Consider the following 12,994-nt stretch of genomic DNA (forward strand, 5'->3'; position numbering starts at 1 on the left):
ACTTGATAGGGGTAATATGGATCGCTTGAAACGTGAGGGGCTGGGGATGACCTCCCAGCGAACCCGCAACCGGCTGATTCAGCGACTGCGGGAAGAGGGAATCAGTAACGAGGCCGTGCTCGATGTGATGGCTTCCACTCCCCGTCATCTTTTTCTGGACGAAGCCCTGGCAATCCGCGCTTACGAGGATACCTCCCTGCCCATCGGCTACGGCCAGACCATCTCGCAGCCCTATATCGTTGCCCGTATGACGGAACTGCTTCTGAGCCGGGCCAAGTCCCTGCACCGGGTCTTGGAGGTGGGAACAGGCTCGGGCTATCAGGCTGCTATTCTGGCTCGCCTCGTGGATCGCCTGTATTCCGTCGAGCGCATCGGGCCGTTGCTGGAGAAAGCCCGCCAGCGTTTTCGGGAACTGGGGCTTTACAATGTGGAGACGAGCATCAGCAGTGGTGGTTTTGGCTGGCCGGAGAAAGGCCCTTACGATGCCATTCTGGCAGCTGCTGCACCCGCCTCTGTCCCTTCTGACTTAAAGGAGCAGCTCGGTCCGGATGGCGTGCTTGTCATTCCGGTGGGAAATGAGCGTCAGTTCCTCACCATCATCACCCGGCGCGGCGATAGCCAGCAGTTCGATGTAGAGAGGCTGGAGCCGGTGCACTTCGTGCCCCTGCTCGGCGGTGTAGTTCGATGAGCTTGGGTAAGAGTCGCCTCTGGGGAGTTGTCGCGCGGGGAATGGCCATGGGCGCGGCCGATGTCGTTCCCGGTGTGTCAGGTGGCACCATCGCTTTTATTACCGGTATTTACCAGGAGCTACTGGATTCCATCAGCCGGGTCGGCCCCCATGCGCTGACCGTGTTGCGACGGCACGGCCCGCTGGTTGCGTGGCAATACATCAATGGCAGTTTCCTGTTATCGCTCTTTACCGGAATCCTGATCAGTGTGGTGAGCCTGGCTCGTCTGATCGGTTATCTGCTGGATACCTATCCCGTCGTGGTCTGGGGCTTTTTCTTTGGCCTCGTACTCGCGTCGGTGATACCCATTCTGCGGCGGGTGCCGCGTTGGAACACCGGTGCGGTGATTTATCTAATCTTGGGCGTACTGGTGGCAATCGGCGTCAGTGAACTGCGGCCTGCCCAGGTTCCAGCAACACCCCTGACCCTGTTCCTCTCTGGCGGGCTGGCCATCTGCGCCATGATCCTGCCGGGTATCTCTGGTTCTTTTATCCTACTGATGATCGGCATCTACCCCCACGTGTTGACTGCGGTGCACGAGCTGCAGTTGGTGAAGCTGTTGTCTTTCGCTGCCGGCGCAGTGACTGGCCTGATGTTGTTCAGCCGCCTGCTTTCCTGGTTGATGCACCATTATGTGGCGCGGACCCTGGCTTTTCTGGGCGGCATTCTCCTCGGGAGCCTCAAAATTATCTGGCCCTGGAAGCTGCCCAGCGATGAAGTGGCAGCAATGGGTGACAAAATGGCGCCATTGATGTCCAACACCTCGCCCTGGACCTTTGCCGAGGTCACGGGGGAGAGCAGTTACCTGCTAGCGGCCGGCGCAGCTGCGCTGATGGCGGTTTTGATTGTACTGGCGGTGGATTTCTGGGGGCACAGGCGTGGAGCGCACCATTGAAGGGCGCCAGAAGCCTTGTTGCCACATTTCAGCCTGTGTAAGTTCGGATCTGGGAAATTCCCCACCGTGAAATGTCCGGCCTTAAGCGAATTTTTTTAGACACTTTTTCCATAAATGCGACCCCTTGATGTAAAAAGAGAATAATGAAATGTCGTCCCATTCAACAAATATGCGACTCCGGGTGGCGGGACTTTAGTCCCGTTTTCAGTCAGGCTTGCCTGTATATGTTAAAAATATTAATCGTAAGCCTGTTAAGCTTTTTCGTCGCGTCCTGTACCAGCCACCCGGCCCCGACACACTCGCTCGGACAGCCCCCAAGTGACAGGATCAGGCATCACACCGTCAGTAGCGGTGAAACGCTGTACTCGATTGCATGGCGCTACGGCCAGGATTTCAAGCATCTGGCAGCGATCAATGGCATCGCTCCGCCATACAGTATTTTCCCGGGACAGCGCCTCCGCCTCGAGGGGCAAGCACTGGTATCAGCTCCCCGGCCTGCTTCCGCTCCGGTTCGAAAAAGTGCCCCTGCACCAAAGCCTGTTGCGCAGAAATCACCCGCGAAAATCAAAAAATCTTCACCGGCGACGGTTGCCCGGAAAACCGTGAAACCGGCTTCCGGTTCGCAAGTGGGTTGGCGTTGGCCTGCACGCGGCCCCCTCATCAGCACCTTCCGTCCCAAGGACCCCTTGCGGAAGGGTGTTGATATCGCAGGGCAAAAGGGGGACTCTGTATTGGCAGCAGCCAATGGCACCGTGATCTACGCGGGAAGTGCGCTGAGAGGTTACGGGAAACTGCTGATCGTTAAGCACAATGAGGAGTACCTCAGTGCTTACGCCCACAATCACAAATTGCTTGTGAAAGAGGGCAGCGAAGTCAAAGCGGGGCAGAGGATCGCGGAACTGGGTTCAAGTGGTACAGACCGCAATAAGCTCCACTTCGAAATTCGCCGTAACGGTCAGCCAGTTGACCCTCTTGCCTATCTACCGCGCAACCCCTGAGGCGCCAAAGGCCCTGTAAATAAAAATGGATTTTTATTTTTACCACTTGAGGTAGTCACCGGATTCGTGACCCTCCCAAGGTCGGCAGAGCAGGGCTAGAGCCTTCAGTCAGGCGCAACCGCGACTGACTCGATAACCCCTCCCTGTAACAAATTGCCCTGGCAGTTTGCTTTCTCTCCGCCGAATCTTGCGGTCGCCGAAAACGGAGGCTGTCGCACTGACAGCGGCCCACGCAGCGGTATTGCTGTGGTGCGACTGAGATTGGCAAATTTACAAGGAGTTGGGGAAATGGAAGCACATCGTCGCGACCAGCTGGCAGCTGGACAGGCAGACCTTCCTCCAGAGTTGGCAGCTAACGAAAGCAAGACTCGCGGAAAGAAATCGGCAAAGTCACTGACAGAGGACAAAACAAGCGGTCGATCCCGGAAGACCGCAGCAAAAAAAAACTCCGAACCCACCCCCCTCAAGGCTCGGGCGCGCAGGTCAGATGGTGAGACTTACCTGCAGAAGAACCTTGATGCTACACAGCTTTACCTGAACGAAATCGGCTTTTCCCCACTCCTCACTGCTGAGGAAGAGGTCTACTACGCCCGCAAGGCACTGCGTGGTGACGCGGCAGCCCGCAAGCGGATGATCGAAAGTAACCTGCGCCTGGTAGTCAAGATTGCGCGGCGTTATGTGAGCCGGGGCCTGGCCCTACTGGACCTGATTGAGGAAGGAAACCTCGGCCTTATCCGTGCCGTTGAGAAGTTTGATCCGGAGCGCGGATTCCGCTTCTCTACCTACGCTACGTGGTGGATCCGCCAGACTATCGAGCGGGCCATCATGAATCAGACCCGTACTATTCGCCTTCCCATTCACGTGGTGAAGGAGCTCAACGTCTATCTGCGTGCATCCCGCGAACTGGCACAGAAGCTGGATCACGAGCCGTCGGCAGAGGAAATTGCCAATCTGCTGGAAAAACCTGTTGAGGACGTCGAGCGTATGCTCGGGCTGAACGAGCGGGTGACCTCTGTAGACACGCCAATCGGCCCTTCCTCCGAGAAGACCCTGGTCGACACCATCCCGGACCAGCAGGAATCGGATCCGGCAGAGCTACTGCAGGATACGGACTTGTTTGAAAGCATCAACCGGTGGCTCGGTGAGCTGCCGGATAAGCAGTGTGAAGTGGTCTCGCGTCGCTTCGGCCTGCGAGGCTACGAGGCCAGTACCCTGGAGGAGGTTGGTCGGGAAATCGGTTTGACCCGGGAACGGGTGCGCCAGATACAGGTGGACGCATTGAAGCGCCTGCGTGAAGTCATGGAGAAGCAGGGTCTCGACGGAATGTCACTGTTTGCCAATCTGTAACAGCTAAGATTCAGTCATGATGTGAAAAGCCGCGGGGTCGAAGACCTCGCGGCTTTTTTATTGATCACCACGCTTTGGTGATTACTTCTGTACCCACCTGCCGAGGTTATCCTGGTAGAACTCTCCCGGCTTGAGTCGGGCCTCCAGCTTCTCTGCAGCGCGGGCAGCCACCTGGGCGATGTCGATGCCATTGCGTTTGGCGATGGCGGCGTACTCGCGCTTGCGCTTGCCGTTGACCTCTGCGACCAGGCGCTCCAGTTCCGCTGAAGACTGGTCCACGACAGCGATATAGCCACTATTTGCTTCGCCTACCAGCCCTTGTGAGCGGGCCTCGTCCAGAGTGATAGCCATGGCCGGCAGAGCAATGACCAGGCCGATGATGAGTAGAAGTTGTTTGGTAAGCCTCTTCATGATGCCTCCTTAGAAAATTCCTTCTTTATCCTCAAACAGATTGTCCAGCTCCCGATCTACTTTGACGCGGATCTCGTGTTCAATCTTCACGTTCAGGTTCACTGTAATAGGCTCGCTAGGGGCCTGTACTGCCACCGTCGGCGTACAGGCCGCGGTAAACAGCGCGGCCATCAGCAGAAGGGGGAGCAGTCTGGTGCCGGTCATGAGTCACTCCTGAGTGTCAACGCCATGCTATGTTATCCGGCCTAGCTTAACCCAAACTGAACTCGTTGGCTGTGAATCATCACTCGAGATTCTTCTGCAGCGCCTCACTCAGGTCCCGGCTTGCCTGCAGGGATCGCAGCATTGATGGAACGTTATTTTCAAGGTTGAGGTTGATGATCAGGTCGCGATCCTTGGCCACTGAATCGCTGCGCCCGACCAACTTCAACTGCAATTGCATGTCCCCGCTTGGAGGGTAGTTCAGGGTTCCACCGAGGGTGCGGAAGCTGTAGTCCTCCAGAGCACCGGAAAGCATCTTGAGTTGGGGGTTTCCCGCCAGCATCGCCGGCGAAAAAGCGCCGTAATAGCGTAGTCTTCCGCCCGGCGGTCGCGCCTCTACCTTGCCGGCCTCCACTGTGATTCCATCCGGACCGGTAATGACCGGTATCTGCAAGTCGAGCGTGCCAGATGCGGCAAAGTTCTCCGCTTCCATTTCCTTTTCGAGGGCGCGCAGGGAAATGCCGCTGGCAGACAGGAGGCTGCGCCGCGGCTGATCGTCCAGGTTCCAGGTCAAGGATTCCGAGTTGATTTCTCCTTCAAGGAGCTTGGCGGACAGGGAGGAGAGAACGATATCCCGTTGCTCTGTGATACTGAGATCAAAGTGGATATCTTTGATGCCTATTCCCACATCAACAGCGTCTATTGATACCGGCTGCGGGTCGGCTGTCACCCAGTTGTCGCCTGCACGAAGAAGCCGTAGGGAGGTGTTGATCCCTGTTGCAAAGCTCTTGTCATAGACTCCCGCAACTCCATCGAGACTGAGCTGCACCTGGTCCTTAGCGTCAGCAGGCCAGGACATGTGCGCAGTAGCACTTAGGGCGCCCGCCACCAGATCCACGGGAAGCCCAGTGATAGATTTGCTCAGAGGCTCTTCTTCGCTAAACGAGATCCGCGGCAGCTCGAGCTTTGCAGACCCAGAGGTGGTTTCCAGATTATGGGACCAGTTGCTCTGAGCCCGGATATCCCCAGTAGAAATCTGGCCCGTACCGCGTAACAGAGTATCTGTCAGCGAGAGCTCTCCGGTTCCGTTAAAGTTCACCTCCCCGCCATCTTCCCATCGCACACTGGCCTCTGCGATGTCGTATTGGGCATGGAACTCCAGTTTGTCTTCCAGCCGGGTGAGTTTGATCGGTGCAATGGCCACAGTGCCGCCGAGCTCAATTGCTGGATCGGCTGTTTTCACTGATTCCGCCGTCACTTGCGGAGCGCTTTCACAGTGAATTTTCTTATCCATGTTCAAGCAACGACCTGCGGATGCTGTGACGAGTAGCCCAGTTGCTTGAACAGGGCCGCTGGTCACGCTTGTCGCTTTCGCGAAGAAATCCGAAACTCGAATTTCGTTTTGTTGCTTTCCAGCAGTGAAAGTCAGTGAGGATGACAACACTAAGTCATTCACCGTAACACCCGAATCTTTGAAGGTCAGCTGGGGGGAATTGGCCTGGATGGCTGTGGCACACTCCGTGGTTCCGGCAAAGTCACAGGTGGCTTCGCTCAGTTGGAAGTTCACAGCCGGTTCGCCCTTCTTCTCTTGAAGTGTGCCTTGAATATCAGTAGCTGAAAGCCGCAGATTTCCTGGCCAGCCTTCGGTGGACAGTGTCAGTGGCGCTTCAACTTTTAATGTGGCGAGGGCTTGTTGCCAGCCGACCCTGCTCCACGGGGCCTGGGTTTGCGGGTCTGTTACCGCACCAACACGCAGTTCACTGCCGGGCTTGATCGTCAGGTTCGCGTTCTCAAGCCAGAGTTGCTCATTGCCACGGACAGGCGTGTTCTCTTTCATCCCCGGTAACACCGCGCTTGCCTCGAAAAATATTTCGCCCCCGGCTTCCTCGATGATTGCGAGTCCCGGGCTCCCTTCCCAGGGACCGTTTTCTAACAGTGGGAGAAGCGCCTCTGGCGAGAGAGATCCGGAGGCGTTGAGTACGGCTTGGTCGCCCTCAATCTGGGCGCGAACCTTCGACGAGAGTAGTGGCAAGTCGGCAGCACCTGTCACAGATGCCTCCACATTCGCCTCACCGCTTAATTGCGCCAGCTGAAGAGGGCGCAGTGACAGCACTTCCGTGGAAAGCGGTGTGGTAGTTGCAAGTTTGAGTGTCAGGGGCAGGAAGTCGGTTTCGAAGCTCACCAGAGCATCCTGGCTCGAGAACTCAAGCCAGAAAGCCTCATACTCCGAAAACGCCAACAGGTTGTCTGGTAATCGTCCGCGCCCCTTGAGCAGCAGCTCCCCCTCTGATGCCGCTATTGGCAGAGGAACCTCTTTCCGCTGCAGCCAGTGCAACCTGGAAATCGTGGAAGCCGCAATTTCCCAGCGATTGCCCTGGGATTTATTGGCGGAGATGATGAGTACCTGGGAGGCAGGTTCATTGTCCAGGTTCAGCTTGGCGCGTAGCTGCAGCTCTTTGTCCTCGGGCAGAATAGTCACCTCCGAGCGCAGACTACTGGACTCATAATTGCCGAGCAGAGTTGTGGAGTCAGGCACGCGTTGGAGAGACACCGTGGCCGGTATTTGACGGCCACCCATGGAGTCCGGCCATTGCAGTTGCTTGATCTCAAGGCGGGCGGGAAGCAGGGCGAGAGCTTTGATTATCTCACTCAGATAGAGCTCGTTGTCCTCCTGCCCGGCTGCATAAGCTGTTTCCCCTGATTCCGTAGTCGCGGTTCCTGCAGGCGGCATGTTTGGCCCGGGCAAGCTCGTGGGGGAGGTGGGCTCCGGCGCCTGCTCAGGGAGTGAGAGCCTGGCCTCAGCCACAGTCAATTCGCTGTTATTGATGGCGCCAAAAAACCTGAGTGGGTGAGCGAGCCTTAACCCCCTCAGGTCGGCCGCGGCGCCCTGGGTTGTGGAAAGCCTGAGGCGATCCAGGTGTATGTCTCCGCCGTAAACCGTGAGACCACTCAGCGCCTCCACTTGGACAGCATCCTGAACCCAATTGATGAGTGCCAGTGCGACCGTATCGCGGTCGCGCCACAGCCACCAGGCTGCCGCCAGTAATAGCAGCAGAACGACAATGGTGACTCGGGATAGCTTGGGCAAGGAGTTCTCCTGTCGGGCTTGCGGTCAGCATCGATATGTGGAGACTGAAACGCTTTCCCTGCCGCACTTCCTTCACTAGTTGATGCCTCGGCAGGGCGTCAGTTACCGGTTCCAGTGTAACCGGCCGCGGAGAAAACCTTAATGAAATACATGATAAGAAGCTTGAAGACGATAAAGAGCCTGCACGGCCTGATGGCTTTGGTGGCCTTTCCCCTTGCCCTGTATGGCACTACTGCGGGCGCATACGATCGCGTGGTGGGAGAGGGGTTCGCCAGCCGCTCCCAGGTGCTGGCAACCAATGGAATGGCCGCCACCAGTCAGCCACTGGCGACACAGATTGCGCTGGATATCCTCAAGCAGGGCGGCTCGGCGGTGGACGCGGCCATTGCCGCCAACGCCGCACAGGGCCTAATGGAACCCACGGGTTGCGGCATTGGCGGCGACCTGTTCGCCATTGTCTGGGATGCGAAGGAGGAAAAACTCTTCGGGTTGAATGCCAGTGGTCGCTCACCCAAGTCGCTGCCGTTCTCTTATTTTTCTGAAAATAACCTGGATCGAATCCCCTCCCATGGACCTCTGCCGGTATCGGTGCCCGGGGCCGTGGACGGCTGGTATGAATTACATGGGAAATTCGGGCGCCTGCCCATGTCGAAAATCCTTCAACCCGCCATCGACTATGCGGAAAGCGGATTTCCAGTAACCCAACTTGTTGCCTATTACTGGGGCCGTTCGGTGCCGCGACTGCAGGAGTTTCCGGGCTTTCGTGAAACATTCATGCCCGATGGGCGCGCGCCGGTGGAGGGGGAGATCTTTCGTAATCCCCGACTGGCCAAGACCTACAAACGGATTGCCAAGGGTGGGCGAGACGCTTTTTACAAAGGGGATATGGCGCGGGAAATCGCCGCTTATATGAAGGCCAATGGTGGGTTCCTGTCCTATGAGGATCTGGCATCTCACAACTCCGAGTGGGTACAACCCGTATCGACTAACTACCGTGGCTATGATGTCTGGGAGTTACCGCCCAATGGCCAGGGCATTGCCGCACTGCAGATCCTCAATATTCTCGAGGCTTATGACCTGGCCAAGATGGGTCGCACGAGCTCTGAATATGTGCACCTCTTTGCCGAGGCCAAGAAGCTTGCGTTCGAGGACAGGGCAAAGTGGTATGCGGACCCGGCTTTCAACAAAATCCCGGTCAGGGAGCTCATTTCCAAGCAATACGCTGCAGAGCGACGCAAGCTGATTGACCCGAGCCGATCCGGCAAGCGCTATGACGCCGGTCATCCGGCCCTGCGACATGGGGACACCATTTACCTGACCGTGGCGGATGAAGAGGGCAATATGGTCTCGCTGATCCAGAGTAATTACCGTGGTATGGGGTCTGGCATGACGCCTGGTGAACTGGGCTTTATCCTCCAGGATCGCGGTGAAATGTTCAGCCTTGAGGAGGGACACTTCAACCAGTACCAGCCGGGTAAGCGTCCTTTCCACACCATCATCCCCGCCTTTGTCACCAAAGATGGTGCGCCCTACATGAGCTTTGGCGTGATGGGCGGTGCGACCCAGCCGCAGATGCATGCACAGATTGTGATTAATATGGTGGACTTCGGCATGAATTTGCAGGAAGCGGGAGATGCGCCACGTATTCTGCACAGCGGATCCAGCCAGCCCACTGACGAGGTGATGGAAGACGGCGGCTATCTCAGCCTCGAAGACGGCTTCCCGATGGAGACCCGGCGTAAGCTGGTGCAAATGGGCCACTAGGTGCGCTTCGAAAGTGGTCCCTACGGGGGCTATCAGGCGATTATGCGCACGGCAGATGGTGTATACCATGGCGCCTCCGAGAGCCGGAAGGATGGGCACGCCGCCGGTTACTAATTCCCCTTGGCAGTGCCTGCCATATCCTTATAGTAATCACCCCGCCCAGCTGGTGGGGTACTTTGAATTTCCCAGGAGCGAGTCAATACCATGAGAGATGCCCAGCCCCGCACCGTCTACCTGAAAGACTACCGAAAGCCGGATTATCTGGTGGATAGTACGCGGCTGCGTTTTGAACTGGAGCCAAATTCCACCGTAGTGACGTCCAGCCTGGAAATTCGTCGCAACCCGGCGGCGGGAGAGGGCCTACCGCCATTGCGACTCGATGGTGTCAACCTGGAGCTGGTATCGGTGGGGATCGATGGCGTTGCTCTCGGTGTCGATGAGTACACCTGTCACGATGAGGGACTGATCATCCCCGTTCATCGCGGTGCATTCACCCTGGAAATATGTAACCGCATCGATCCGGAGGGTAATACCTCGCTGGAGGGCCTGTACCTGTCCAATGGCATGTACTGCACCCAGTGTGAGGCCGAGGGCTTCCGCAAGATTACCTATTATCCCGACCGCCCCGATGTGATGTCCAAGTTCACCACTACCATTGTCGCTCCGCGGGATTATCCGGTGTTGCTGTCCAACGGCAATGAAATTGCGCGGGGGGAGATCGAGGGCGATCGCCATTTCGTCACCTGGGAGGATCCATTTGCCAAACCGGCCTATCTGTTTGCCCTGGTGGCCGGGCGACTGGAAAAGGTGGAGGATCAGTTCACCACCATGAGTGGCCGGAAAGTGACGCTGCAGATATTTACCGAGCCCAAGAATATCGGCAAGTGCGAGCATGCCATGCACTCTCTCAAGGCGGCCATGCGCTGGGACGAGGAAGTGTACGGCCGGGAATATGACCTGGATATCTTCATGATCGTTGCCGTTGATCATTTCAATATGGGGGCGATGGAAAACAAAGGGCTCAATATTTTCAATTCAGCCTGTGTGCTGGCGAGCCCGGAGACCGCTACGGATGCTGCCTTCCAGCGTATCGAATCCATTGTCGCCCACGAGTATTTTCACAATTGGTCCGGCAACCGGGTGACATGCAGGGACTGGTTCCAGTTGAGCCTGAAAGAGGGGTTCACGGTATTTCGCGATGCGGAGTTTTCTGCGGACATGAACTCCCGCGCGGTCAAACGCATCGAGGATGTGTCGATGTTGCGCACGACACAGTTTGCCGAGGATGCCGGCCCCATGTCGCATCCGGTACGCCCTGACTCGTATATGGAAATTTCCAACTTCTACACCCTGACGGTATACGAGAAAGGTGCAGAGGTAGTGCGCATGATTCATACCCTGTTGGGAGAGGAAGGGTTTCGCCGTGGCAGCGATCTGTACTTCGAGCGTCACGATGGCTGTGCGGTAACCTGCGAGGACTTTGTCGCAGCAATGGAGGACGCGAATGGTGTCGACCTGAAGCAATTCCGGCGCTGGTACAGCCAGGCGGGAACCCCTCTGCTGGAGATCAGTGATGACTACGATTCAGCCGGCGAGCGCTACACCCTTAGTGTGCGTCAGTCGTGCCCCGCAACACCCGGGCAGCCTGAAAAAAAGCCATTCCATATTCCGTTGAAGTTGGGACTCCTGGCAGGCGATGGCAGCGAACTGGCGCTGGATACAGACGGCACGCGCGAAACCGTGTTGGAGATCACCGAAGCAGAGCAGGCATTTGTTTTCGAGGGTATTCCCGAGCGGCCGCTGCCATCGCTGTTAAGAGGTTTCTCTGCGCCGGTGAGGGTCCGTTATGACTACACGCCAGCGCAACTGCGATTACTGATGCGCGCAGACAGTGATGCCTTCAACCGGTGGGATGCCGGTCAGCGCCTAGCGTTCAGGGCACTGGCCCAGCTGCAGCAGGATTTCCGCGCTGGGGTTGAGCTGCAGCTACAGCCTGAGTTGATGGAGGCCTACCGCAGTATTCTGCAGCAGGAGGATCTCGATCCGGCTCTGGTGGCAGAGATGCTGACTCTTCCCAGTGCCCAGACTCTGGCGGAAGAGGCGGAAGTCATTGATGCAGAGGCGATCATCGCTGCGCGAAATTTCGCCGAGCAGAACCTGGCTGAAGCCTTGTTTGAAGACCTGCTAGAGACTTTCCGGCGACTCGATCATGACAAGCCCTACCGTCCGCTGGCCGATGATATTGCCGAACGGCGTCTGAAAAATACCGCACTGGCCTATCTCTGCGTCACTGAGAAAGAGGAGGCGTTGCAACTCGCTGATACCCAGTTCGCCTCGGCAACCAATATGACTGATAGCGCCGCGGCTCTGGCAGCGCTGGTCAACCGGGGCGACGATCAGCGCGCACAGGCGGCGCTGCAAAGTTTCTATGAGCGCTGGAAGGAGGATGATCAGGTAGTGGAGCTGTGGCTAGCCGTGCAGAGCAGCAGTCCAAAGCGCGGCTCCCTGGAAGCGGTTCGTGCACTGATGGCGCATCCCGCCTTTGAACTGACTAATCCCAATCGTGTGCGTTCGGTTATTGGGGCGTTTTCCAACCGCAACTTCCTCCAGTTCCACCAGCCCGATGGCAGTGGTTTCCGGTTCCTGGCGGAGCAGGTGATCGCATTGGATAAGCTGAATCCACAGATTGCCGCGCGGCTGGTCACGCCGATCACGCGCTGGAAAAAATACTGCCAGGGTCAGCAGGAGATGATGCATGCAGCCTTGCAGTCCGTGATGGATTCGGGGCAGCTTTCTGCCGATCTCTATGAGGTGGTAAGCAAGAGTCTCAAGGCGGACTGAGGCCCTGGTCCTGCCGGGACTAGCGGATGTTGCTGTCCCGGCACCGCCCCAGACGGACCAGGCGCAGCCGGCGCTTCTCGAGGGAGAGCTCGGTGATTGACGTATAGTCGGGCCGGAACTGGCGAATTCGGGAGTCGCCCCGCACTTCTGCGACGACTGAATTGATCACCATAAAGTGACAAAAAATTGCGGTATCTTCTTCCAGGCCCCGCAGATAATCCATGATGGCCAGGCGCCATTCCAGCTGGTGAGGATCCAGCTGGTGCCATTCCTTGTCCAGTAACCCGCGAATCCAGGTGCCGCGCTCGGACGAGGGCAGTTCCAATGGAGAGGGTATTTCGGTTACCACAGGTTCGATGGTTACCTGCCGTTGCCAGGTTGCAGCCAGAGGTTCTGCCGTTTGTCGCGCACGCCGCATGGGGCTGCTGATCAGGGAGACCGGTGTTTCAGTTGCCAGGTTTTCCGCCAGCTGGCGGGACTGCTCTTCGCCAAGCGGAGTCAGCATCGGATCGGTGATTGATGGTTTTTTCAGTGCCTCGCCGTGGCGAATCAACAGAATGCGTGGCATGAGTAAAGTTGTTCCTCATCTGAACCGGTGGGTTGCCTGTTTCGACTAGTAGGTAGCGATTGATTATCTCGTTCGCATTTCCGGATGGCGAGTGCGGATTCTATTTACTGGCCTATTCAGTATAGCCGGCGCGATAGTCGTTTCTTACGCGCA

Annotated in this window: 10 protein-coding genes; 6 read left to right on the top strand and 4 right to left on the bottom strand. The window is 57.2% G+C overall.

Going from position 1 to position 12,994, the window contains the following annotated elements; translation table 11 throughout:
• Positions 1-16: 16 nt before the first annotated feature.
• From AUP74_RS10100 to rpoS, 4 genes are all read left to right on the top strand, one after another.
• Positions 17-688, top strand: coding sequence for a protein-L-isoaspartate(D-aspartate) O-methyltransferase (locus AUP74_RS10100; protein ID WP_193427335.1), 672 nt, complete (start codon positions 17-19; stop codon positions 686-688).
• Positions 685-1,623, top strand: coding sequence for a DUF368 domain-containing protein (locus AUP74_RS10105; RefSeq protein ID WP_069947466.1), 939 nt, complete (start codon positions 685-687; stop codon positions 1,621-1,623). The genes AUP74_RS10100 and AUP74_RS10105 overlap by 4 nt, the downstream gene beginning before the upstream one ends.
• A 224-nt stretch (positions 1,624-1,847) precedes the next feature.
• A complete protein-coding gene (locus AUP74_RS10110; protein ID WP_069948826.1) occupies positions 1,848-2,621 on the top strand; it encodes a peptidoglycan DD-metalloendopeptidase family protein in 774 nt (257 codons plus the stop codon).
• Between the two features lie 288 nt (positions 2,622-2,909).
• Positions 2,910-3,968, top strand: coding sequence for an RNA polymerase sigma factor RpoS (gene rpoS / locus AUP74_RS10115; RefSeq protein ID WP_069947467.1), 1,059 nt, complete (start codon positions 2,910-2,912; stop codon positions 3,966-3,968).
• A gap of 81 nt (positions 3,969-4,049) precedes the next feature.
• Here rpoS and AUP74_RS10120 read toward each other — a convergent pair whose 3' ends face one another.
• The 3 genes from AUP74_RS10120 to AUP74_RS10130 all read right to left on the bottom strand — a co-directional run bounded on the left by AUP74_RS10120 (position 4,050) and on the right by AUP74_RS10130 (position 7,668).
• Complete coding sequence (locus AUP74_RS10120; RefSeq protein ID WP_069947468.1) at positions 4,050-4,379, bottom strand: YdbL family probable chaperone protein; 330 nt, start codon at positions 4,377-4,379, stop codon at positions 4,050-4,052.
• Between the two features lie 9 nt (positions 4,380-4,388).
• Positions 4,389-4,583, bottom strand: coding sequence for a YnbE family lipoprotein (locus AUP74_RS10125; protein ID WP_069947469.1), 195 nt, complete (start codon positions 4,581-4,583; stop codon positions 4,389-4,391).
• Between the two features lie 79 nt (positions 4,584-4,662).
• Positions 4,663-7,668, bottom strand: coding sequence for an intermembrane phospholipid transport protein YdbH family protein (locus AUP74_RS10130; protein ID WP_069947470.1), 3,006 nt, complete (start codon positions 7,666-7,668; stop codon positions 4,663-4,665).
• Positions 7,669-7,830: 162 nt separating this feature from the next.
• Here AUP74_RS10130 and ggt point away from each other — a divergent pair, with 162 nt between their 5' ends.
• Together ggt and pepN are read left to right on the top strand one after the other, a co-directional pair.
• On the top strand, positions 7,831-9,432 hold the full coding sequence (gene ggt / locus AUP74_RS10135; protein WP_226999757.1) for a gamma-glutamyltransferase: 1,602 nt from the start codon (positions 7,831-7,833) through the stop codon (positions 9,430-9,432).
• A gap of 204 nt (positions 9,433-9,636) precedes the next feature.
• Positions 9,637-12,273 carry an aminopeptidase N gene (pepN, locus tag AUP74_RS10140; RefSeq protein ID WP_069947471.1) on the top strand — a complete coding sequence of 879 codons (2,637 nt, stop codon included), beginning with the start codon at positions 9,637-9,639 and terminating at the stop codon, positions 12,271-12,273.
• A gap of 19 nt (positions 12,274-12,292) precedes the next feature.
• Here the strand turns inward: pepN and AUP74_RS10145 are convergent, their stop codons facing one another.
• The gene (locus AUP74_RS10145; RefSeq protein ID WP_069947472.1) at positions 12,293-12,841 is read right to left on the bottom strand and encodes a histidine phosphatase family protein; all 549 of its coding nucleotides are present in this window, start codon (positions 12,839-12,841) and stop codon (positions 12,293-12,295) included.
• Positions 12,842-12,994: the final 153 nt, after the last annotated feature.

This window comes from Microbulbifer aggregans (genome assembly GCF_001750105.1).
In the GTDB taxonomy this organism is placed as follows: Bacteria; Pseudomonadota; Gammaproteobacteria; order Pseudomonadales; family Cellvibrionaceae; genus Microbulbifer; species Microbulbifer aggregans.